The organism is Virgisporangium ochraceum, from assembly GCF_016863655.1.
Lineage (GTDB): Bacteria > Actinomycetota > Actinomycetes > Mycobacteriales > Micromonosporaceae > Virgisporangium > Virgisporangium ochraceum.
Genome location: NZ_BOPH01000027.1, coordinates 16,709 through 37,652, shown reverse-complemented (window position 1 = coordinate 37,652; position 20,944 = coordinate 16,709). Strand labels below are relative to the sequence as shown.

Genomic DNA, 20,944 nt, shown 5'->3' with positions numbered 1-20,944 from the left:
ACCTCTAGCTCGCCTCGACCTCGGATTCAGCTGAGCCTACGACGCTCTCCAGGTCGTTCACGATGTTCTCCACGTCCTCGACGTCCTGCACCCCGGTGGTCGGGGCGGCGGGTTCCGGTGCCGGGTCGCCGCAGCCGGTCAGGGCGAGCGCGAGCAGCACCGCCACGACGGCCGCCCTCACTTGCCGTTCCCGTGCGCGGCGCACCACTCCTTGGCCTTCGGCAGACCGGCCTTCTTCTTCTGCAGCACCGGGATCATGTCCTGACGGGCCTTGGCCCGGCTGTCGAGCGCGGTGGCGAGGTCGGTGTTGCCGTTGGCGCGGGCGCGCTCGGCCCGCTTCTTCGTGAAGGCGACCGATCCGGGCGTGTCCTCGCCGGCCTGCAGGCGGGCGAGGACCTTGTCGGCGCGGGCCTCGATCTGGGGGAGCCGGGCACAGACCTTCGCGGCCCGCTCACCGCCACCCGGAGCGCTGCTCGGATCGGTGCTCGGGTCGGCGAGCGCCGGTGTGGCGAGGGTGACGGCGAAGGCGGCGGCGATACCGAGGACGGCGAGCCGGCGGGTACGGGGTCTCATGCCGGGGATCGTGGCACCGTCCTGTGTGGAATCTCTGTGGCCGCCGCGAAGCATCCGGCGAGCACGCGCAGGCCCGGTTCGATCAGGTCGGTGGGGGTCGCTCCGTAGCCGAGCACGAGCCCGTCGACGGCCGGGCCGTCCGCGGCAGGGCCGTCCGGGTCGGCGCCGGCCGGGTCGGCGCCGTCCGGGTCGCGGCCGTCGGATGAGGCGCGGCCGTCCGCGGCGGGGCCGCCGTCTGGAGCGGACCGGTAGGCCGCCAGGCGCTCCACGGCGACGCCCGCGGCGGCCGCCCGGTCGACCACGTCGTCGAGGGGAACGGTGGACAGGGCGCACACGTGGAGACCCGCGGCGGACGGCACCGGGGTCAGCCAGCGCGACAGGTCCCCGGCGAGGGCCGCGGTGACCAGGCGGTGGCGTTCGGCGTAGACGCGGCTGGCCCGGCGGACGTGGCGGGACAGCTCGCCCGAGTCGATGAACCTCGCCAGCGCCGCCTGGGCCACGACGTCGCCGTGCCAGTCGGTGAGGCGGCGGGCGGTGCGCAGGGCGGGCAGGAGCGACGGCGGTGCGACGGCGTACCCGAGCCGCAGAACGGGCAGGAGCGTCTTCGAGAACGTGCCCACGTAGATCACGCGGCCGGACCGGTCGAGGCTCTGCAACGGGTCGAGCGGACGGTCGGAGAACCGGAACTCGCTGTCGTAGTCGTCCTCGATGACGGCCGCGTCGCGGCTCGCGACCCAGTCGAGCAGCGCGGCCCGCCGCGCCAGCGACATCGGCGTGCCGAGCGGGAACTGGTGCGACGGCGTCACGTAGACCAGCCGGGCCGCCGACGGCAGCCGGTCGACGACCAGCCCCTCGCCGTCGACCGGCACGCCCACCACCCGCGCACCCAGCGCCCGGAACAGGTCGCGGGCCGGCGGGTAGCCGGGCTCCTCCACGGCCACGGTGTCGCCGGGTGCGACGAGCACCCGCCCGATCAGGTCCAGGGCCTGCTGCGCCCCCTGAGTGACCACCACGTCGTCGGCCGCCGCGCGCACCGACCGGGACACACCGACGTACCGGGCGATCGCGGCGCGCAGCCCGGGTTCGCCGGCGGCGTCGGCGTAGGCGTCGCGGCCGAGGGTGGCCGAGCGCAGCTCGGCCGAGACCAGGCGGCGCCAGGTGGCCAGGGGGAAGAGCGTGGAGTCCGGCGTACCGACGGGGAAGCCGTACGGTCTCCGTTCCGGTTTTTCTTCGCGCCGTAGCGCGTCCCATACCGGTTGTGGACGCACGCCCGGAACCGGCCGGCGGACGGCGCTCGCGACGGGCGCCGCGCCGACGTACGTGCCGGCGCCGACGCGGGCGGTGAGGAAGCCCTCGGCGGTGAGGCGTTCGTAGGCGACGGCGACGGTGTTGCGCGCGACGCCGAGGCTCGCGGCGAGCTCGCGGGTGGGCGGCAGCCGGTCGCCGGGGCGCAGGCGCCCGTCGAGGACCGCGGCGCGCAGCTGCCGGTAGATGCGCGTTGCACGGTCGCCGAGGCCGTCAATGTTGATGTGGACGTCCACCCATTGGCCCAATCGTTGTGCCGCCCATTGGTACTTCCATGAGCCAATGTAGGCGGGTGGGATGGGTACATGCGACTCCTTCCGCCACCCGGACCGCCCCGCGTGCTCGCCCTCGCCCAGCTCGCGAACTCGATCGGGGACGGAGCGTTCTACGCGACGTCGGCGCTGTACTTCACCCGCGTCGTCGGGCTGTCGGCGGCGCAGGTGGGCATCGCGCTCACGGTGGCCTGGGCGCTCGGCATGCTCGCCGGGGTGCCGCTCGGCGTGGCGGCCGACCGGTGGGGCGCCCGGCGCACCGCCGTGGTGCTGGCCCTGTGGACCGCCGGCGCGCTGTCCGCGTTCCTGGCGGTGCGGTCGTACTGGCTGTTCGTGCTGGTCGCCTGCCTGTACGCGGCCGGGCAGGGCGGGCTGGGCGCGGCCCGGCAGGCGCTGCTGGCGGGGCTCGTGCCGGCGTCGGAGCGGGTGGCGGTGCGGGCGTACATGCAGTCGACCGTCAACCTCGGGCTCGCCGTCGGCGCGGGCGCGGGCGGGCTGGCCCTCACCGTCGACACGGCGCCGGCGTACCTGACGGTCCTGGCCCTGGACGCGCTGAGCTTCGTCGTGGCCGCGCTGGTGCTCTGGCGGCTGCCGTCGGTACGGGTGGCGACGGTGCGGGGGCCGCGATTGACGGTGTTGAGGGACCGGCCGTACGCGGTGTTGACTCTGCTCAATGCGGTCATGTACCTCAACATGCCGGTGCTGAGCCTCGGCCTGCCGCTGTGGATCGTCTCGCGCACGTCGGCACCGCCGGTGCTCGCCGCGCTCGTGCTGGTGCTGAACATGGTGACCGTCGTGCTGTTCCAGGTGCGGGTGGCCCGGATGGTCCACGATCTCCGGTCGGCGGCGCGGGTCGCGGGGCTGGCCGGATGGGTCCTGCTGGCCGCGTGCGTGGTGTACGGGGTCAGCGGCGGCGCGCTCGGTCCCTGGGCCGCGGCGGGTGTGCTCCTGGCGGCGGCGGCCGTGCAGGTGTTCGGCGAGATGATGCACGGCGCGGCGTCGTGGGAGGTCGGGTTCGCGCTCGCGCCGGCCGACCGGCAGGGGGAGTACCAGGGCTTCTACGGGATGGCGCCGCAGCTCGCCCGCATGCTCGGACCGGTCGTCGTCACGACGGTGCTGGTCGGCTGGGGGTTCGCCGGCTGGCTGGCGCTGGGCGGGCTGTTCCTGGCGGCGGGCCTGCTGGTACGCCCCGTGGTGCGATGGGCGTCAGGCGAGGTCCGACAGGGCCTCCGCTACGCGGGCGTACTCGGCGCGTAGGTGGTGGACGACCTCGCCGGCGGTGGCGAGGTCGCCGTCGCGGGCGGCCTTCTGCAGGTCCTGGGCCAGCGCGGCGAGATCCTCGGTGCCGAGGTGTCCGGCCATCCCGACGAGGTCGTGGGCGTGGCGGCACAGGGGTTCGGCGTCGCCCGTCCGTAGGGCGGCGGCCATCGCGTCGAGGCGCTCGGGGACACCTTCGCGGAACGCCGCGAGAACACGGCCGGCCAGGTCGGTGGCGGCGGGCGGCTGGTGGTTGCGCAGCAGGGCGAGCCGGCCGGCCACGGTGTCGCGGACATCCCGGCGCGGGTGGTCGACGGGTCGGGCCCGGACCCAGCGCTCGAGCACCGTCCGCATCGTCTCGCGGTCGATGGGCTTGGTGACGAAGTCGTCCATGCCGGCGGCCAGGCAGCGGTCGCGGTCCTCGCTGAGGGCGCCCGCGGTCATCGCGATGATCGGGACCCGGTGGCCGGTGCGCCGGATCTCCCGCGTGGCGGCGTAGCCGTCCATCTCGGGCATCTGGCAGTCCATGAGCACCGCCGCGTAGGTGCCGGAACCGGCCAGCCGCACCGCGTCGAGGCCGTTGCGGGCGACGTCGCAGCGGTAGCCCAGGGCGGCCAGCGTGCCGATGGCCACCAGCTGGTTGACCTCGTTGTCCTCGGCCACCAGCACGGTCGCGGCGGCCGGCGCCAGGGGCGCGGTGCCCCGGGTCGCCCCGGCGCGGCGACGGCCGTCCTGGACGAGGCTGTCGTACAGGTCCGACAGGCGCACCGGGCGGGCCAGCACGTCGACCGAGCCGGTGCGCTTGGCCACCAGGTCGGACAGGTACGCGCCGGAGGTCAGCACGATCACGCGCGGCGGGCCGGGGCCCCGCTCGGCGATCACCGCGTCGACGACGGACATGCCGTCGGCGCCGAACATCGACTGGTCGAGCACCGCGACGTCGTACGGCTCGCCGGCCGCGGCCGCCGCGCGCAGCGCGGCCAGCGCGGACGCGCTGTCGGCGCACGCCGTCGAGGTCATGCCCCACGCGCGGGCGTGCTCGTCGATGAGGCGCAGCGTCGCGGGGCTGCCGTCGGCGACGAGCATCCGCCGGCCGGCCAGGCCGCCCCCGATCGGGACACCGTCGGTGGAGGCGGGCGGGAACGGCACGGTGAAGGAGAACCGGCTGCCCTCGCCGGGCGCGCTGTCGATCTCCAGCCGGCCGCCCATCAGCTCCACGAGGCTGCGGCAGATCGTCAGGCCCAGGCCGGTGCCGCCGAACCGCCGGTCGGCCTGGTCGTCTCCCTGCGCGAACGGTTCGAGGAGCCGGTCGAGGTCGGCGGGCGCGATGCCGATCCCGGTGTCGGTGACCGCGAACGTCACGGCGCCGTCCGCGGCGGGCTCGGCCGTGACCAGTACCGTCCCGCGGCGGGTGAACTTCACCGCGTTGCCCACCAGGTTCAGCAGCGCCTGCCGCAGCCGTCCCGCGTCGCCGCGCACGAGCTGCGGCAGCGTCGGCGGGTAGTAGCCGCTCACCGTCAGGTCCTTGTCCCGCGCCAGCTCCGCGGCGACGCCGGTGACCTCCTCCACGAGCCGGCGCAGGTCGAGGTCGGCGTCGACCAGCTCCACCTTCCCCGACTCCATCTTCGAGAAGTCGAGGATGTCGTTGATGATCGTCAACAGTGCACGGCCCGACGAGCCGATCGTCTCCACGTAGCGCCGCTGGGTCAGGTCCAGCGGCGTGTCCAGCAGCAGGTCGGTCAGCCCGAGCACGCCGTTCATCGGGGTCCGGATCTCGTGGCTGACCATCGCCACGAACTGCGACTTCAGCTGGGCCGCCGCCACCGCCTCGTCGCGGGCGCGGGCGAGGTCGAGTTCGGCGCGCTGCCGGTCGGTCACGTCGCGCACCGACGCGGAGACCAGCTTGTCGGGACCGAGGTCCAGCGGCGCCAGGCTGACCTCGATGGGGAACTCCGACCCGTCGCGGCGCCGGCCGGAGATCGCCAGCCCGACGCCCATGCCGTGCACGGTCGGCCGGCCGAGGAACGCCTTGCGCTGGCCGACGTGCGTCGACCGGAACCGGTCGGGCACCAGCAGCTCGACCGGCCGGCCCACCAGGTCCTCGGCGGGGTAGCCGAACAGCCGCTCGGTCTGCGCGTTGACCTCCACGATCACGCCGTCGGCGTCGACGATGACCATCCCGTCGGGCGCGCCCTTCACCAGCTGCCGGAACCGCTCCTCGGCGCGGCGGTGGGCGGAGATGTCGGCCGCGACCGACACCTGCCCCACCACCGTGCCGTCGGCGTCGCGGATCGGCGACGCCATGAACGTGATCGAGATCGTCGTGCCGTCGCGCCGGGTCAGCTCGCCGTCGCCGAAGCGGATCGTCTGACCGGCGGCGACCGCGCCGAGCATGGCACCGATGTCGTCCGCCCACTCGGGCAGCAGGTCGGCCGCCGCCGCGCCGATCGCCTCCGACGCGGGGAAGCCGTACAGGTCCTCGGCCGCCCGGTTCCAGGTGACGATCGTGCCGTCGAGCCGTGTACTGGTGACCGCGTCGGTGATGCTGTCGACGATCGCGGCGAGCCAGGTCCGGCTGTCCGTCACGGGGACCCGGCGGGGGCGGCGACCGTCCCGATGGCCGCGAGCAGCTCGGTGTCCCGGAACGGCTTGGCGAGGATGTGCACGTCGGGACCGAGCCGGCCCGGCCCGTCGAGCATCGGGTCGGCGTAGCCCGACATGAACAGCACGCGGATCGCCGGGTAGCGGGCCGTGATCCGGTCGGCCACCTCGCTGCCCAGCATGCGGGGCATCACGACGTCGGTGAGCAGGCAGTCGATCTCGTCGTGGTGCCGGTCGGCGAGGTCGAGCGCGGCCGGTCCGTCGGGTGCCACCAGCACGCGGTAGCCGGCGCGGCGCAGGATCCGCGCGACGACCTCGCGCACCTGCTCCTCGTCGTCGACCACGAGGACGCAGCCGGGCCGTCCGTTGTCGGCCCGCGCCGGTGCGGGTGGCGGCGTCGGCGACGGCAGCGCCGCACGCAGGATCAGGTGGACGGCCGTGCCGGCGCCCGGTTCCGACTCGATCACCAGGTCTCCGCCGACCTGGACGGCGACCCCGTACGCGGCGGCGAGACCGAGCCCCTGGCCCTTGCCCCGGGGCTTGGTGGTGAAGAACGGCTCCACGGCGTGCACCCGCACGTCCTCGGGCATGCCGACGCCGGTGTCGCGCACGGTCAGCCGCACCCGGGCGTCGGCCGTGGTGGGGTCGGTCGGCACGTTCGCGGTCTCGATGGTCAGCCGGCCGCCCTCGGGCATGGCGTCGCGGGCGTTCGCGGTGAGCTCGCCGAACACCTGGAGCACCTGGTCGGCGTCCACCAGCGCCGCGCGCGCGTCGGACGCGAGCCGCACGTCGACGGTCACCCCGGCACCGACCTGTGCGCTGAGCGCCGCCGCGGCCGGGCCCACGACGGCGTTGAGATCGACGGCGCTGGGCTGCAGGGCCGTGCGGCTGCCGAACAGCTGGAGCTTGCGGGACAGGCCGCGGGCGCGGTCGGCCGCCGACAGCACCTGGCCGATGTCGGCGAGCGCCGCGCGCAGCGCCTCCTCGTCGTACGTGCCGGCCTCGAGCTGACCGGTGAGCGCCTCCTCGACGAACTGTCCGAACGACAGCATCGCGGCCAGGAGGTTGTTGAAGTCGTGGGCGACGCCGCCGGCGAGGCGGCGCAGGCTCTCCAGCCGCTGGCTCACCCGGGCGCGCGCGTCGGCGTCCTTGCGCTGGCGCTCGGCGATCGCCCGCTGCTCGGCCTCGAGCGTCGCGGTGACGTCGTCGACGATGCCGACCGCGCCGGCCGGCGCGCCGTGGTCGTCGCGGACCAGCCGCAGGCGGGTGTTCAGCCAGCGGACCCGGTCCCCCGGCCCGATCAGCCGGACCCGTTCGGCCGCCTCGCGGTGCAGGGGCCGGCCGTCGAGGATCGCGGCGAGCAGTTCGGTGCGCTGGTCGGGGTGGTAGCAGCGCAGCCAGCCGCGACCGGCCAGCTGTTCCGGCGTGGCGAACGCGATCGCGCGCAGCCGCTCGTTCGAGTAGGACAGGTTCGCGTCGGTGTCGACCAGCAGGACGCCGACCGGCGAGGCCTCGGCCATCAGCCGGAAGTGGCGCTGGCTGACGTTGAGCTCGTGGATCTTCTCCACCAGCTTGGTGTTGACGAGGCGGATGTGGGCCAGGTCGCCGGCCGTCTCCCGGCCCTCGCTGCGCTCGGCGCCCAGCACCTCCTCGACGGCCTCCAGCAGGTGCTGCGGCCCGTCGGCCTTCGACACGACCCGGCTGGCGCCGCTCTCCAGCATGATCGAGTGCAGCTCGTCGGCGCTGTAGTTGCCGCTGTAGAAGATCAGCGCGGTGGCGGCGGTGAGGGGGTCGCGGCGCAGCTCGGCGGCGAGCTCGTAGCCGTCCATCCCGGGCATCAGGACGTCGGTGACGATGACGTCGGGACGCTCGCACCGGGCCACGGTGAGGGCCTCGGCCGCGGCGCCCGCCTCCAGTACCCGGTGGCCGCGGTAGCCGAGCAGCGTCCCGACGATCTCCCGGTTGCTGGCTACGTCGTCGACCACCAGGACGGTCGCCATCACCACCTCCTCGGCTGGTCCCCCTGGTGGACATTCTTCGCTGTCTGAAGGTTGGCTCCGGGCAATTACCTCAAATTGCTCTGATGTTGCCGATGTTTCTCGTGGTGTGCCGGCTGGGAAGATCTCTGGTGCACGCTGTCGTATTCGGGCCTGGTGGTTCGACGTGTGGGTGAAGGCGTTTCGAACCACCGCAGACCGAGGGAGTGAGCGGACATGGTCGCCATCAAGCTCTACGACATCGAGACCGGGCACGTCGAGACGCTCGCGCGGGTCACCGCCGAGAGCGTCCAGCGCTGGCTCGACAACTTCCGCGCCGGAACGAACGACGTCGTCTACACCGAGCCCGTCGATGGGTGAGGTGCTGAGGGACGCCGACTTCAGCGGTGTCCGCATGCGGGGCGTGCTGCTCGTCGACGCCGACGTCGACGGCGTCATCAGCGGCCTCACGCTCAACGGGGTCGAGGTGGCGCCGCTCGTCGAGGCCGAGCTCGACCGGCGGCACCCCGAGCGTCTCGCGCTGCGTCCCACCACCGCCGACGGTGCCCGTGACGCGCTCGCCGTGGTGCTGTCACTGTGGGCGGGGACGCTCACAGGCGCCGCGCCGCTCGCCGACCGCTCCGTCGACGGCGGGTGGACGCTCACCGAGACCCTGTGCCACCTCGTCTTCGTCGTCGACGCCTGGTTCGGCCACGCCGTCCTCGGCGAGCCGGACCCGTTCCATCCGGCCGGCCTGCCGCCGTCGTTCGTGACCGGCTGGGCTCCGCCGGTCCCCCTGACCTTCGACGAGGCCGCGCGCCTGCACGCCGAACGCCTGGGCCGGGTGCGCGACCACCTGGCGACCGCGACCACCGCCGACCTGACCCGCCCCGGCGAGCCGAATCCGGCCCCCGGCTTCCCGCCACCCGCGGCGCGCACCCCGCTGGAGTGCCTGCGGGTGCTGTTCGGCGAGGAGTGGGCGCACCACCGGTACGCCGTGCGCGACCTGGCCGAACCGGGGCGCCCGTGACCCTCAGCCCGATCGTCGCCGCGCTCGGTCTCCAGCCGCATCCGGAGGGTGGGTGGTTCCGGGAGACCTACCGGTCGCCGCACTCGTTCACACCGGGCGGCTACCCGGACGCGCGCAGCGCGGCCACCGGCATCTACTTCCTGCTGCACCCGGGGGAGCGGTCGCGCTGGCACGTGGTGCGCTCCGACGAGCTGTGGCTGTGGCACTCGGGTGGTCCGCTCGAACTGGTACTGGGCGGGGCGGGGCCGGATCCGGGGACCCCGGAGCCCACCCTGCTGGGCGGGGACGTGGTGGCCGGCCAGCGCCCGCAGGTCCTGGTGCCGGGCGGGGTGTGGCAGAGCGCGGAACCGGTGGGCGGCGAGCCGGTGCTGGTGAGCTGCGTGGTAGCGCCCGGCTTCGACTACGCCGACTTCACCCTGCGCTGACTCGGCGCGCGCGCGTGGGGCGGGCTCTCGTTCGCAGCGGGTTCACAGGGTCCCCGGGGTTGGCTCCCAGGTGGGCGGGGAAGTGATGGAACTGGAATTGGAGGTTCCGATGTCTCTACCCCTGCAGAACACCCCTCCCGTGCAGAGCGCCGCCCGGCCGACCGTCACCGTCGCGGCCTATCCCGACTACGCCCAGGCGCAGCGGGCCGTCGACTACCTCAGCGACAACGGCTTCCCCGTCGAGCACACCGCCATCGTCGGCACCGAGCTGCGGCTGGTGGAGCAGGTCACCGGGCGGCTGACCACCGGGCGGGCGGCACTCGCCGGCGCCGGCAGCGGTGCCTGGTTCGGTCTGTTCATCGGTGTGCTGTTCGGCCTGTTCAGCAACTCGGCGTGGATCGCCGTGGTGCTGACGGCCGTCGTCGTGGGCGCGTTGTGGGGTGCGGCGTTCGGCGCCATCGCGCACGCGATGACCGGCGGACGGCGTGACTTCTCCTCGCGCAGCTACCTCGCGGCCGGCCAGTACGCGGTCGCCGTCGACGCCGAGCATGTCGAGGATGCCCGCAACCACCTCGGCCGTCTGGCGATGACGCTCTAACGGGCCGCCCGCGCCAGCACCTCGCGGTAGTAGGCGCGGGCGTCGTCGAGCACGGTCACCAGGTCGGCGTAGCGCTCGTCGCGGGTGTCCGGGTGGAAATGGCCGTGCTCGGCGGCGAAGGCCTGGAGCCGGTCGAGCAGCGCCAGGCACCAGGTGGCGTCGGCCCGGCGGGCGACCCGCTCGCCCGTCACGTCAACGTAGACGGGTGACGTGTGCGCGTACACCCCGGCGTCCAGCGTGTCGGGGTGTTCGCCGCCGCGCGCGATCGCGGCGATCCAGGTCGGGCCGTCGAGCGTCAGGTCCGCGCGGACCTCGCTCTCACCGCTCCGTTCGAGGTGGACCCCGTCAGCGCCGACGATCGCCAGGCGCTCGACTCCGGGACCGGTGACGGTGGCGGTGACCGTGAGGCGGCTCTGCCGGTCGGGCAGGTCGAGCACGGCTCCGGGGCCGTGGCCGTTCACGTCCAGGGTCAGCCAGGGGCCGTTGGTCACCATGGTGCGGCCGGCCCGGATCGCGTCCTGGAACGTGGGTACGGACAGGTCGCCGGCGAGCCGGGCGTAGACGCGCCCCCAGCCCGGCGGGTTCGACGCCAGCGGGGTGCGGGAGAACGACAGGAACACGTCGGTGCCGGCGGTGGCCGCCAGGCGCAGCCCGCACGAGAGCAGCCGGTGGTACAGGAACGCGGCCCCCTCGTGGTCGAACGGGGAGATGACGTCGACGGAGTCCACCAGGCCCAGCGCCGCGTCGGCGACCAGCTCCCGGGCCTCCACCGAGCGGGGGTTGGCGAAGAACCGGTCGGTGCTCCAGTCGTCGGGGAAGTCCGTCCCCGCCGGGTGGGCGTAGCCGACGGTGGCGCCCGCGTCGCGGAGGTCGCCGCAGGCGACCGAGTTCGGGGGCCAGTCGTCGGGGTGGTCGGAGCGTTCGTGGCCGGCCTGGTACCGCCGGGGTGGGCGTCGCGGGCCGAGGCCGTGCACGTGGCCGAGCAGGTCGTTGCGGTACTCGACCCCCATCCTCGCCCGGTGGTGGTGGTCCGACCAGGGCAGGTCGGTGCCGGCGGTGCGCTCGAAGAGGTCGCGGTCGTAGATCAGCGACGTCGTCCAGTTGCCCGCCACGAGGTTCATCAGGTGCAGGCCCTCGCCGTGCTGCATGCGGGCCGCGTCGGCGGGGTCGGTCACCCGGTCGCCGCTGTAGTTCAGGTGCACGTGCAGGTCGCCGCCGTACCAGCCGTCGGCGGCCGGGTCGAAGCGGCGCGGCGGGTCCGCGACGACGGTCGCGGTCGCGTCGGTGGTCGCGGTGACCGCGTGCGTCACCGTCCCGAACTCGAGACCGCGCCCGCAGGTGACCGTGAGGACGCCGGCCGGCACCGGCACGGTGACGTCGTGGCCGTGGAAGAAGGGGCGGCCGTGGTAGTCCCACTTGTGCGGGACCCCTGGCGGGAACCACCCGGTGCCCCCGGCGTCGACGACCGACCAGCGGGCACACCGCTCGGTGGTGAGCCGCACCTCGGCCCTGGGCCGCGGCTCGGTGACCGTGAACGTCCGCCCGTCGACGGTCAGCGTGGGGCCGGCGGTGGCCACCGGGAGGCGGTCGAACATTCCGCTGTGGACCGCGGTCGGCCTGCCGTCAATGTCGACTACCGCATCAACCTGTGCATCCACGACGACGTGCAGGGTGGCGGTGTCACCCTCCAGCACGGGGACCGGCCCGCCGCACGAGACCGTCACGCCCTCACGTGCGTCAACATTGATGACCACGACGCCGGGCGGAAGTGGCGCGACGAGCGTGCCGCGGACGGCCTCGGCCCAGTCGCCGGACCAGGCGGCGATGGCGGCGCCGATGAGGGGGAAGCCGGCCCAGCGCGAGAACGGGACGCGGTCGTCGCCCCAGTCGGGCCCGTGGTCGGCGAGGCGGCGGCGGTATCCCGCGAGCGCCTCGACGGCTTCGGCGGGGAGGTCCAGTACGTCGTCGTCCTGGCAGCACATCCGCCCACTCTGGCACGGGCGCGTGCATTCGGCCCGGTGGTACCGCGGGTCCCTGCCCGGCCGGGTGGGGCGGACCTCAGCCCGGGCTGCCACCGCGCTCTCAGCCCGGGCCGGTACGGCGCCGCTCAGCCCGGGCCGGTACGGCGCCGCTCAGCCCGGCTGGTACGGCGGGGCGACCCCCCAGCCCCAGCGCGGGACGGGCGCCTCCTGCACGGGTGTGGCCTCCGCCTGCGAGTTCGACAACGCGATCCGCGTGCCCCACTCGACGTAGCCGACGAACGCGGCCCGGAACTCGGGGTCGTCGGGCAGGTTGACGGCGTCGGCGGCGTCCATCATCAGGTTGACCCAGCGGCGACGCTGCTCCTCGGTGATCGCGAGCCCGAGGTGGTGGCGCATCATCGTCGGGTAGCCGCCGCGGACCTCGGTGTACTCCGGCGGGCCGCCGAACACCTCGGCGAGCCAGAGGGCCACGTAGTGGGCGTGCTGGGGGTCCATGTGGCGGAACAGGTCGGCGAGCAGGTCGTCCTTGACCGCCCGCTCGTAGAAGGCGGTGCACAGCGCGTCGAAGGCGTCGGTGCCGCCCGCCCACTCGTACAACGTCGGTGTCGTCACGGGTCCAGCGCAGCACTCCCGGCCCACAAGATCAAGTACTGACCATCCGGTAGGTACCGTGGGGCGGGTGACCAAGCGTTACCACTGCCCGGTCGAGCTCGCCGTCGACGTCGTGGGCGGCACCTGGCGTCCGGTGATCCTCAGCCACCTGAAGGAGGGGGTGCACCGGTACGGTGAGCTGCGCCGTCGCATGCCGGGGATCACGGAGAAGATGCTGGCGCAGCGCCTGCGGGAGCTGACCTCGGCCGGGCTGGTCGAACGGGTGGAGCGGTCGGCGAAACCCGCACACGTCGAGTACCACCTGACCGACGAGGGTCGGAGCCTGGCACCCGTCCTGCAGGCCCTGTACGACTGGGGCGTCTCCCGCGCGGAACGCACGGGCACCCCGATCGACGCGCCGTAGCGATCCGGGCGCCGCGCGGGTCCGGCGGCGGGCACAGGCCCGACCCGGAGGGGTCTGAGGAGCTTTCGGGATCGGGGTTCCGCCGGCCGCCCAGCCTCTAGCGGCGCCAGAAGTCGTAGCGGTCGCGGCCGGGACGGAAGCCGGCCGCCTCGGCCAGGTCGACCGCCACGTCGAAGCGGGCGCCCACCCGGTAGGCCTGGTGGGCGTCGCTGCCGAAGGAGACGGCGCCGCCGCCCTCCTCGTGCCACCAGCGCAGCAGGTCCGACGACACCAGCGGGCTGCGCGTGTTGACCTCGAGCACCCGGCCTGAGGACGCCAGCGCCCGGAACACCGTGCGGTAGGCGTCCTCGAAGTCCTTCTCCCGGTACGGCCGCGACGTGTACGACGACCACGACCGGCGCGGAAGGTCGGCGTGCGCCAGCACCTCGAACGCGGCACTGCCCTCGACGAGCCGCAATAGCTCCTCGAAGTACATGTTGACGACCTCGTCGGGCTCGTACCGCATGTACAGGGTGTGCAGCCACGACAGCTCCCCACCGTCGGGCACCGCGTGCAGCGAGCCGAGCACCCGCTCGAACGGCCCCTGGCCGAGCACGTCGGCGAGGCTGCCGGCGAACAGGTGCGCCTCGCCGGCCTCGATGCCGGTGAGGATGCGCAGGTCGGGGTACTTCGACCGGCAGCGGTCGATCTCGGCGAGGTAGCCCTCGACGTCGAGGGGGTCGATGTGACCGCGCCGCGGCAGCGCCAGGTCCTGCTCGGGATCGTCGGCCGACCACACCGTGAAGTCGACGTGCTCGGTGAACGCCACCGCGGGAACGCCCGCGTCGACGGCCCACCGGCAGCAGTCCTCCATCGACGTGCCGTAACCGGTGTCGTACGAGAACTCGGAGTGCACGTGGTTGTCGCTGGGCCGCATCACCGGGGATCGTCGCAGACCGGGGACCGCCGGACCTAGGATCCGCATCACTGAAGATCGCGCCGGCCCCTCGTAGGCTGGCCCGGTGACGACGGTGATCATCGCGCGGCTCGCCGCGATCTTCGCCGTCATCGCGATCGGCTACGGGTTCGGCCGCACGCGGCTGCTCCGGGGCGAGCAGCCGCTGGAGGCGCTCACCGCTGTCGCGTTCTACATCCTGACACCGGCGCTGCTGTTCCGGCTGACCGCCACCATCGACCTCGGCGACCTGCCGTGGGTGGTCATCCTCGTCTACTTCGGGCCGACGGTCGGCCTGCTGTTCGTGGTGTACCTGTGGCAGCGGTACCGGCGCACGCCGGAGGATCCCGTCGCCGGTCCCGGCATCCGCGCGATCTCGGTGACGTTCAGCAACAGCGTCCAGCTCGGGATCCCGGTCGTCGTCGGCATCTTCGGCGACGAGGGCCTCGCCGTACACGTGGCGATCGTCAGCGTGCACGCGTTGACGCTGTTGACGATCCTGACCGTTCTCGTCGAGCTCGACCTGGCCCGGGCCGACACCACCCGCGGCGGCTCGGTGCTGTCGACGGCGTTCACGACCGCGAAGCGCACCGTGCTGCACCCCGTGGTGCTGCCGGTGATCGTCGGGCTGGTGTGGAACGTCACGAACCTACGGATACCGGACCCCGTCGACGACGTGCTGCAGACGCTCGGCCAGGGCGTCGTGCCGGTCTGCCTGGTGCTGATCGGGTTGTCGCTGGCGCACTACGGCGTCACGGGCGTCGGGTGGCCGGCGCTGTGGCTCGGCGCGGCGAAGCTGGTTCTGATGCCCGCGCTGGTGCTGGGCGTGGCGTACGCGGCCGGCGTGCGTGGCATCGCGCTCGAGGTCACGGTGCTGTTCGCGGCGCTGCCGATCGGCTCGAACGCGCTGCTGTTCGCCCAGCGGTACAAGGCCCTGGAAGCCGAGACCACGGCCGCGATCGTCGCGTCGACGCTCGCGTTCGTGGTGACGGGCCCGGCCTGGATCCTCGCGACTCACGCGCTGTCGTAGGAACGGCGGAGGAACGCGGCCATGGCGCTGATGTCGCGGTCGGCGAAGCCCGCCGCCAGCGCCTCCCCGACCAGCCGGCGGTTCGTGTCGGCCTGGTCCATGCGGGCGCCGTGCGCCGCGGCCAGCTCGGCCAGCAGCGCGAGGTCCTTCGCCACCAGGTCGAGCCGGAACGCCACGGGCGTGCCGTCGGGGTCCTCGAACGCCGCCTGCTTGTACCGCACGAACGGTGCCGCGACGGCGCTGGACGTGAACACCCCGTACGCGGCGTGCCGGTCGACGCCCGCCTTCTCGGCCAGCACCAGCGCTTCCGACACGGCCTGGTTGAGCGCATGGACGACACCGTTGACGACGAGCTTCATCGTGGCGCCGGCACCGAGCGGCCCGAGGTGCAGCACCGTCGACGCGAACGTGTCGAGCGCCGGCCGCGCCGTGTCGAGCGCCGCCGCGTCGCCGCCGACGAGCACCGTCAGCTCGCCGCGCTCGACCACCGGCACGCTTCCCGACACCGGTCCGTCGAGCAGCGCGGCACCGGCGTCGCGCACGGGTGCGGCGAGGGCACGCACGGTCTGCGGGCTCACCGTGCTCGTCTCCACGACGACGGTGCCGGGGCGCAGCCCGCTCACGAGGTCCCCGTACACGGCGACCACCGCGGCGTCGTCCGCCAACGAGACCAGCACGACCCCGGCGGACGCCGCGGCCTCCCGCGCGGAGGTCGCGACCTCCGCGCCGGTGCGGGCCGCGACGGCGGCGGCACGGTCGGGGGAGCGGTTGAAGACCACGACGGGACGCCCGTGAGCGCGCAACCGCGCGACCATCGCCGCGCCCATGTTCCCGGTACCGACGACCGCGACCGTGTCTGTCATGGCCGCACGCTACAACCTGCGCAGCTTCGCCCGGATCTGGGCCGCGTCGGCGTGGTGGAGCTCCTCCATCGTCGACAGGGCCCGCTCCCACACCTCCCGGGCCCGGTCGACCTCGCCGGTCGCCAGGTAGGTGTCGCCGAGGTGGTCGAGGGTCTCCGCCTGGCCGTACAGGTCGCCGAGCTCGAGGAACAGCTCGTAGGCGTACTCGTACGAGGCGACGGCCTCGGCGTGGTCGCCCCGGCAGTGGTGGGCGTAACCGATGCTGTCCCACGTGTTGGCCTGCGCGGCGCTGTTGTCCACCTTCTCGAACAGCGACAGCGCCTCGCGGCACGCGGGCAGCGCCTCCTCGTAGGCGCCGAGCATGCAGTGGAACCAGCCGATGTCGTTGAGCGTGCTCGCCTGGCCCGACGTGTTGCCCGTCGACCGGAACAGGGGCAGCGCCTTCTGCGCGTAGGCCAGCCCCTCGTCGTTGCGCAGCTGCCGGCCGGCGACCCAGGACAGGTTCTGGTACGACAGCGCCTGGCCCACCGGGTCGTCGAGCGTGCGGTAGATCTCCAGCGCGTGCCGGCAGTGCACGTCGGCCTCGTCGTAGCGGGCCAGCCGGCTGAAGATCAGCGCCAGCCCGCGGTGGACCACCGCCCGGGCGCGCGGGTCGCCGGCGCGCCGCGTGGCGTCGAGCGCGATCCGCATGATCGTGATCTGGTCGACCCAGTGCCCCTGCCGGTCGTTGAACGTCGACAGCGCCCACGGCAGCTGCCAGGCGTGCGCGTCGAGGCCGGCCTCGTCGGCCTGCCGCACGGCGGCGAGCAGCGACGGGTGCTCCAGCGCGAACCAGGCCATCGCCTCGTCGGCAGTCTCGACGGTGTCGTGGCGGGCACCCTCGCTCATCGGGACGAGCGGGATCGGTTCGCGGTTGGGGTCCAGCCGGCGGTTGGCGTCGACGGCCGAGTGCAGGTAATGGTCCAGCAGCCGGCGGACGGCCGCCGAACGGTCCGGCGCGGAGTCGTGTGACCGGGACAGCTCCGAGGCGTACGCGCGCAGCAGGTCGTGGAACGTGAACCGGCCGGGCAGGTGCTCGCTGACCATCTGCGCCCGGCACAGCTCGGTGAGCAGGTCCTCGGTCTCGCGCAGGCCGAGCCCGGCGAGCGAGGCGGCGGCACCGGCGGTGACGTCGGGGCCCGAGTGCAGCCCGAGCAGCCGGAACAGCCGCATCGCGGCCGGGCGGAGGGTCCGGTACGACCACGAGAACACCGTGCGGACGTCGGTGGCCAGGTCGCCGTCGGCGAACGCGTCGAGGTCGGTACGGGCGTCACGCAGCTCACCGGCGACCGCCGAGAGCGGGAACCCCGGGTTGGTCACCGCGCGCGCCGCGACGACGGCGAGCGCCAGCGGCAGCCGCGCGCACCCGCGGATGATCGCGTCGACGGCCGCCGGGTCGGCCGACACCCGGGCCGGGCCGATCCGCCGCGTGAGCAGCTGGCGCGCCTCGTCGTCGGCCAGCTGCCCCACGGCGACCGGGTGCGCACCCTCGGCCGCGACCAGCCCGCGCAGCTGGTCGCGGCTGGTGATCAGCACGAAGCAGCCGGGCGTGCCGGGCAGCAGCGGGCGCACCTGGCCGGCGTCGCGGGCGTTGTCGAGCACCACCAGCACCCGGCGGCCGGTGAGCATGCTGCGGTAGAGGCCGGTCTGGCCGGTGAGCCCCGCCGGGATGCGGTCGGGCGGCGCGTCGAGCGCGTCGAGGAACCCGCGCATCGCCTCGGCCGGCGTCACCGCGGCGCCGGTCGGGTCGAACCCGCGCAGGTTGACGTACAGCTGACCGTCGGGGAACCGGTCGCGCATCCGGTGCGCCCAGTGGACCGCGAGCGAGGTCTTGCCCGCCCCGGCCGACCCGGCGAGCACCGCGATGACCATTGCCGTGCGCTGCTCCTCTGCGGTGGCCAGGATCGCGTCGAGGTGGGCGAGCTCGTCGGCGCGGCCGGTGAAGCCGAACACGTCCAGGGGCAGCTGCGCCGGTACGGCGGAGTCGACCGCCGCGGGCGGCGCCGTGCCCGGTCGGGCCGACGGCACCGCCGGTGCCACCGGCGCGGACTCCGCCGGCTCGAGGTCGCCGCGGAGCAGGCCCTGGTGCAGGTCCCGCAGCTCGGGGCCCGGGTCGGCGCCGAGCTGCTCGACGAGCTGCCGCCGGGCCCGCTCGTACGCGTCGAGCGCCTCGGCGCCCCGCCCGGCCGCGACCAGCGCCCGCATCCTCACCGCCACCAGCGGCTCGACCAGCGGATGCTCGGTGACCAGCTCCCCGACCGTCGCCAGCACGTGGTCGGCGCGGCCGAGCCGCAGCTCCACCTGCGCCCACGCCACGACGGCGTCGACCCGCCGCCGCTCCCAGCCCTCCCGGACCCGGTCGGCCCACTCGCCGGGCACGTCGGCCAGCGGCGAGCCGCGCCACAGGTCGAGCGCCTCGCGCAGCGTGGCCGCCCGGGCCTCGTCGGTGAGCCCCGCGTCGCGGGCGGCGAGCAGCAACCGCCGGAACCGTGCCGCGTCGACGGTGTCGGGGTCGGTGTCGAGGACGTAGCCACCCGACCGGAGCAGCAGCCGGGTGCCGGACGCCTCGTCGAGCATGCGACGGATGCGACCGACGTACACGTGCAGGGTGTGCCGCGTCCGCGCCGAGGCCGCCGGTCCCCACACCCGGTCGACGACGGTCTCCATCGCGACCGGGCGCCCGGCGTCGACCGCCAGCGCCGCCAGGATCCCGCGCTGGCGCGGCGGACCCGCGTCGATCCGCCTCGTGCCGGCCCACACCTCCACCGGACCGAGAACCCTGAACTCCATTGCGGACAAACAAACCCCAAGCTCGCCAGGCAGCCGCAAAATCCCAGAAGAAGCCCACACTAGCAACGGGCGCCACAGGCGCCGACCGCGCAGCGTGATCGTTCACACGGGACTCACGGCCCGCTCACGCCACCCCGGCGGGCCGGAACTGCACGCTGACCCGCGGACCGACCGGCCGGGCGGTCTTCGGAACCGCGTGCTCCCAGGTGCGCTGGCACGACCCGCCCATCACGACGAGGTCGCCGTGACCCAGCGGGAACCGGATGCTGTTCCCGCCGCCGCGGGGCCGCAGCAGCAGCGGGCGGGGCGCACCGAACGACACGATCGCGACCATGGTGTCGGAGTGGGAGGAGCGGCCCTTGGTGTCACCGTGCCAGGCGACGCTGTCGCGCCCGTCGCGGTACAGGCACATGCCCGCGGTGACGAACGGCTCGCCCAACTCGGCGGCGTAGTGGGCGGTGAGGCGCTCGCGGGCCTCGGTGAGGACGTCGTGCGGCAGCCGCTCGTCGCCGCCGTACCAGCGCAGCAGCCGGGGGACGGCCACCTCGTCGTCGTACATGACCCGGCGCTCGGCCCGCCAGTCGATGCCCAGCAGCACGTCGAGCACCGCCTCGGATCCCCGCACCCACCCCGGCAGGTGGTCGACCCAGGCGCCGCGGGTCAGCCGGTGCCGCTCCGGCGCCAGCGGCCCGAGGGTCGCCGACTCGACCAGGTCGAACATCGAGGGCTGACGGGCAGGGGTCATGCCCGCCAGCCTACTCGAACATCTGTGCTACACGCGCAGCGTGCAGCCCGCCGGGTCGACCAGGTCGGCACCGTGGTCGTCGAACCAGCGGCCACCGGAGCCCAGGTACCGGAACCGGTGCTCGCCGGGCGGCAGGGTCACCGACACGCTCCGGGTGCCGTCACGCCGCGGCTGCAGTTGGTGCCGGCCGGGCGTCCAGTCGTTGAACGTGCCGACGACGCTGACGACACCGGGGCCGTCGTCGGCGGGCAGGCTGAACGTCACCCTGGTCTTCGAGCCGAACAGTCGGGAACGACGGATCATCGCGCCTCCTCAAGCGGGGTCCACCGGGGACAATGGTGGTCGCCTCAGGTTTCACGTCCGGTCGCGACACGCCGTGCGGCCGGCCTGAACAGACCCCGTTAGGGTGAGTTCACCCCGTGATCCAGGAGGCGATCGATGCGCGCAGCGGTCTTCCGTTCCACCGGGCCCTCGGCCGAGGTGCTGCGGATCGAGGACGTTCCCACGCCGGAGCCGGGTCCGGGCCAGGTCCGGGTGCGGATGGCGGTGTCGGGCGTGAACCCCACCGACTGGAAGAGCAGGTCGGGAGCGACCCCGTTGCCGCGGGGTGACTTCCAGGTGCCCAACCAGGACGGGGCGGGCGTCGTCGACCGGGTCGGCGCGGGCGTCGACGGGTCGCGCGTCGGCGAGCGGGTGTGGCTGTACCTGGCGGCGTGGCGCAACCCGTACGGCACCGCGGCCGAGTACAGCGTGGTGCCGGCCGAGCGGGCGGTGCCGCTGCCCGACGGGGTCTCCTTCGACCTGGGCGCGAGCCTCGGTGTCCCGGCGATGACCGCCCACCGGTGTCTCTTCGCCGGAGGCGAAACAGCCGGCTCGAGCGCAGATGGGGACCTGCCATCCACGGTGCTGGTGCACGGCGGGGCCGGTGCCGTGGGGCACTACGCGATCGAGCTGGCGCGGGCCGCCGGCGCGACGGTGATCAGCACCGTGAGCGGCCCGGAGAAGGGCGAGCTGGCGACGGCGGCCGGCGCGCACCACGTCGTCAACTACCGGGGTGACGACCCGGCCGGGCGGATCCGGGAGCTCGCGCCCGACGGCGTCGGCCGGATCATCGAGGTGAACCTCGCCGCGAACCTGGCTCTCGACCTGGCCGTCGCGGCGCCGAACGCGACGATCGTCACGTACGCCGCCGACGCCCGGAAGCCGGAGCTGACCGTCCGCGAGCTCATGTTCCGGAACCTGGTGCTGCGGTTCATGATGTTGTACACGGTGCCGGAGGAGGCGCTGCGGCGCGCGGCCTCCGACGTCACGGCGGCGCTCAGAGCCGGTCGGCTGACACCGTTGCCCGTTCACCGGTACACACTCGACGAGACGGCCGCGGCGCACGATGCCGTGGAGGCCGGCGCCGTGGGCAAGGTACTCATCGACGTCTGAGAGAACCCCTCACGTAGAACCGCCGCGGTCCGATCTCCGTGGTGCGCAGCAGCGCACCCGAGCCCGGACCCCACC

General features: G+C 73.9%; 20 protein-coding genes. 8 read left to right on the top strand and 12 right to left on the bottom strand.

Features of this window, described 5'->3' with window-relative positions; all coding sequences use genetic code 11:
* Positions 1–4 precede the first annotated feature (4 nt).
* From Voc01_RS12295 to pdxR, 3 genes are read right to left on the bottom strand one after another with little or no spacing between them, the layout of a single operon-like run.
* The gene (locus Voc01_RS12295) at positions 5–181 is read right to left on the bottom strand and encodes a hypothetical protein (protein ID WP_203927496.1); all 177 of its coding nucleotides are present in this window, start codon (positions 179–181) and stop codon (positions 5–7) included.
* Positions 178–573: a hypothetical protein gene (locus Voc01_RS12290; RefSeq protein WP_203927495.1), complete on the bottom strand. Its 396-nt coding sequence runs from the start codon at positions 571–573 to the stop codon at positions 178–180. Before Voc01_RS12290 ends, Voc01_RS12295 begins: the two co-directional genes overlap by 4 nt.
* On the bottom strand, positions 570–2,114 hold the full coding sequence (gene pdxR, locus Voc01_RS12285; protein ID WP_203927494.1) for a MocR-like pyridoxine biosynthesis transcription factor PdxR: 1,545 nt from the start codon (positions 2,112–2,114) through the stop codon (positions 570–572). The genes Voc01_RS12290 and pdxR overlap by 4 nt, the downstream gene beginning before the upstream one ends.
* 69 nt (positions 2,115–2,183) lie before the next feature.
* On the opposite strand from pdxR, the gene Voc01_RS12280 reads away from it, so the two are divergent.
* Positions 2,184–3,407, top strand: a complete 1,224-nt coding sequence (locus tag Voc01_RS12280) for an MFS transporter (protein ID WP_203927493.1) — start codon at positions 2,184–2,186, stop codon at positions 3,405–3,407.
* Here the strand turns inward: Voc01_RS12280 and Voc01_RS12275 are convergent.
* Positions 3,357–5,993: a PAS domain-containing hybrid sensor histidine kinase/response regulator gene (locus Voc01_RS12275; RefSeq protein ID WP_203927492.1), complete on the bottom strand. Its 2,637-nt coding sequence runs from the start codon at positions 5,991–5,993 to the stop codon at positions 3,357–3,359. The genes Voc01_RS12280 and Voc01_RS12275 overlap by 51 nt on opposite strands.
* The gene (locus Voc01_RS12270) at positions 5,990–8,008 is read right to left on the bottom strand and encodes a hybrid sensor histidine kinase/response regulator (RefSeq protein ID WP_203927491.1); all 2,019 of its coding nucleotides are present in this window, start codon (positions 8,006–8,008) and stop codon (positions 5,990–5,992) included. Before Voc01_RS12270 ends, Voc01_RS12275 begins: the two co-directional genes overlap by 4 nt.
* Positions 8,009–8,221: 213 nt before the next feature.
* Here Voc01_RS12270 and Voc01_RS12265 point away from each other — a divergent pair, with 213 nt between their 5' ends.
* The 4 genes from Voc01_RS12265 to Voc01_RS12250 all read left to right on the top strand — a co-directional run bounded on the left by Voc01_RS12265 (position 8,222) and on the right by Voc01_RS12250 (position 10,037).
* On the top strand, positions 8,222–8,365 hold the full coding sequence (locus Voc01_RS12265; protein ID WP_203927490.1) for a hypothetical protein: 144 nt from the start codon (positions 8,222–8,224) through the stop codon (positions 8,363–8,365).
* Positions 8,358–9,014 (top strand): DinB family protein, encoded by a 657-nt coding sequence (locus Voc01_RS12260; protein ID WP_203927489.1) that lies wholly within the window; start codon positions 8,358–8,360, stop codon positions 9,012–9,014. Before Voc01_RS12265 ends, Voc01_RS12260 begins: the two co-directional genes overlap by 8 nt.
* Entirely contained in the window at positions 9,011–9,439 is a 429-nt protein-coding gene (locus Voc01_RS12255) for a cupin domain-containing protein (protein WP_203927488.1), read from the top strand. Before Voc01_RS12260 ends, Voc01_RS12255 begins: the two co-directional genes overlap by 4 nt.
* Before the next feature lie 109 nt (positions 9,440–9,548).
* The gene (locus Voc01_RS12250) at positions 9,549–10,037 is read left to right on the top strand and encodes a YflT domain-containing protein (protein WP_203927487.1); all 489 of its coding nucleotides are present in this window, start codon (positions 9,549–9,551) and stop codon (positions 10,035–10,037) included.
* On the opposite strand, the gene Voc01_RS12245 is transcribed toward Voc01_RS12250, so the two are convergent.
* Both Voc01_RS12245 and Voc01_RS12240 read right to left on the bottom strand, forming a co-directional pair.
* A complete protein-coding gene (locus tag Voc01_RS12245; protein ID WP_203927486.1) occupies positions 10,034–12,019 on the bottom strand; it encodes a CehA/McbA family metallohydrolase in 1,986 nt (661 codons plus the stop codon). The two genes, Voc01_RS12250 and Voc01_RS12245, sit on opposite strands and share 4 nt — an antisense overlap.
* A 150-nt stretch (positions 12,020–12,169) precedes the next feature.
* Positions 12,170–12,631 (bottom strand): group II truncated hemoglobin, encoded by a 462-nt coding sequence (locus Voc01_RS12240; protein WP_203927485.1) that lies wholly within the window; start codon positions 12,629–12,631, stop codon positions 12,170–12,172.
* A 67-nt stretch (positions 12,632–12,698) separates the two neighbouring features.
* On the opposite strand from Voc01_RS12240, the gene Voc01_RS12235 reads away from it, so the two are divergent.
* Positions 12,699–13,034: a winged helix-turn-helix transcriptional regulator gene (locus Voc01_RS12235; protein ID WP_203927484.1), complete on the top strand. Its 336-nt coding sequence runs from the start codon at positions 12,699–12,701 to the stop codon at positions 13,032–13,034.
* A 97-nt stretch (positions 13,035–13,131) separates the two neighbouring features.
* Here Voc01_RS12235 and Voc01_RS12230 read toward each other — a convergent pair whose 3' ends face one another.
* Entirely contained in the window at positions 13,132–13,950 is an 819-nt protein-coding gene (locus tag Voc01_RS12230) for a PHP domain-containing protein (protein ID WP_239160130.1), read from the bottom strand.
* Positions 13,951–14,035: 85 nt separating this feature from the next.
* Here Voc01_RS12230 and Voc01_RS12225 point away from each other — a divergent pair, with 85 nt between their 5' ends.
* On the top strand, positions 14,036–14,998 hold the full coding sequence (locus Voc01_RS12225) for an AEC family transporter (RefSeq protein WP_203927482.1): 963 nt from the start codon (positions 14,036–14,038) through the stop codon (positions 14,996–14,998).
* Here the strand turns inward: Voc01_RS12225 and Voc01_RS12220 are convergent.
* The 4 genes from Voc01_RS12220 to Voc01_RS12205 all read right to left on the bottom strand — a co-directional run bounded on the left by Voc01_RS12220 (position 14,983) and on the right by Voc01_RS12205 (position 19,738).
* Positions 14,983–15,861: an NAD(P)-dependent oxidoreductase gene (locus Voc01_RS12220; RefSeq protein ID WP_203927481.1), complete on the bottom strand. Its 879-nt coding sequence runs from the start codon at positions 15,859–15,861 to the stop codon at positions 14,983–14,985. The genes Voc01_RS12225 and Voc01_RS12220 overlap by 16 nt on opposite strands.
* A 9-nt stretch (positions 15,862–15,870) precedes the next feature.
* Positions 15,871–18,690 carry an AfsR/SARP family transcriptional regulator gene (locus Voc01_RS12215; protein ID WP_203927480.1) on the bottom strand — a complete coding sequence of 940 codons (2,820 nt, stop codon included), beginning with the start codon at positions 18,688–18,690 and terminating at the stop codon, positions 15,871–15,873.
* A 124-nt stretch (positions 18,691–18,814) separates the two neighbouring features.
* The gene (locus Voc01_RS12210) at positions 18,815–19,435 is read right to left on the bottom strand and encodes an alpha-ketoglutarate-dependent dioxygenase AlkB (RefSeq protein WP_203927479.1); all 621 of its coding nucleotides are present in this window, start codon (positions 19,433–19,435) and stop codon (positions 18,815–18,817) included.
* 27 nt (positions 19,436–19,462) lie between these two features.
* Positions 19,463–19,738: an isoamylase early set domain-containing protein gene (locus tag Voc01_RS12205; protein ID WP_203927478.1), complete on the bottom strand. Its 276-nt coding sequence runs from the start codon at positions 19,736–19,738 to the stop codon at positions 19,463–19,465.
* A 135-nt stretch (positions 19,739–19,873) separates the two neighbouring features.
* Between Voc01_RS12205 and Voc01_RS12200 the strand changes: the two genes are divergently transcribed.
* Complete coding sequence (locus Voc01_RS12200) at positions 19,874–20,869, top strand: NADPH:quinone reductase (RefSeq protein ID WP_203927477.1); 996 nt, start codon at positions 19,874–19,876, stop codon at positions 20,867–20,869.
* Positions 20,870–20,944: the final 75 nt, after the last annotated feature.

Excerpts from the sequence above, each read along its gene's own strand:
- Voc01_RS12290 (WP_203927495.1), bottom strand. The coding sequence starts at position 573 with ATGAGACCCCGTACCCGCCGGCTCGCCGTCCTCGGTATCGCCGCCGCC.
- Voc01_RS12280 (WP_203927493.1), top strand. The coding sequence starts at position 2,184 with ATGCGACTCCTTCCGCCACCCGGACCGCCCCGCGTGCTCGCCCTCGCC.
- Voc01_RS12270 (WP_203927491.1), bottom strand. The coding sequence starts at position 8,008 with ATGGCGACCGTCCTGGTGGTCGACGACGTAGCCAGCAACCGGGAGATC.
- Voc01_RS12265 (WP_203927490.1), top strand. The coding sequence starts at position 8,222 with ATGGTCGCCATCAAGCTCTACGACATCGAGACCGGGCACGTCGAGACG.
- Voc01_RS12260 (WP_203927489.1), top strand. The coding sequence starts at position 8,358 with ATGGGTGAGGTGCTGAGGGACGCCGACTTCAGCGGTGTCCGCATGCGG.
- Voc01_RS12250 (WP_203927487.1), top strand. The coding sequence starts at position 9,549 with ATGTCTCTACCCCTGCAGAACACCCCTCCCGTGCAGAGCGCCGCCCGG.
- Voc01_RS12245 (WP_203927486.1), bottom strand. The coding sequence starts at position 12,019 with ATGTGCTGCCAGGACGACGACGTACTGGACCTCCCCGCCGAAGCCGTC.
- Voc01_RS12230 (WP_239160130.1), bottom strand. The coding sequence starts at position 13,950 with ATGCGGCCCAGCGACAACCACGTGCACTCCGAGTTCTCGTACGACACC.
- Voc01_RS12220 (WP_203927481.1), bottom strand. The coding sequence starts at position 15,861 with ATGACAGACACGGTCGCGGTCGTCGGTACCGGGAACATGGGCGCGGCG.
- Voc01_RS12215 (WP_203927480.1), bottom strand. The coding sequence starts at position 18,690 with ATGGAGTTCAGGGTTCTCGGTCCGGTGGAGGTGTGGGCCGGCACGAGG.
- Voc01_RS12210 (WP_203927479.1), bottom strand. The coding sequence starts at position 19,435 with ATGACCCCTGCCCGTCAGCCCTCGATGTTCGACCTGGTCGAGTCGGCG.
- Voc01_RS12205 (WP_203927478.1), bottom strand. The coding sequence starts at position 19,738 with ATGATCCGTCGTTCCCGACTGTTCGGCTCGAAGACCAGGGTGACGTTC.
- Voc01_RS12200 (WP_203927477.1), top strand. The coding sequence starts at position 19,874 with ATGCGCGCAGCGGTCTTCCGTTCCACCGGGCCCTCGGCCGAGGTGCTG.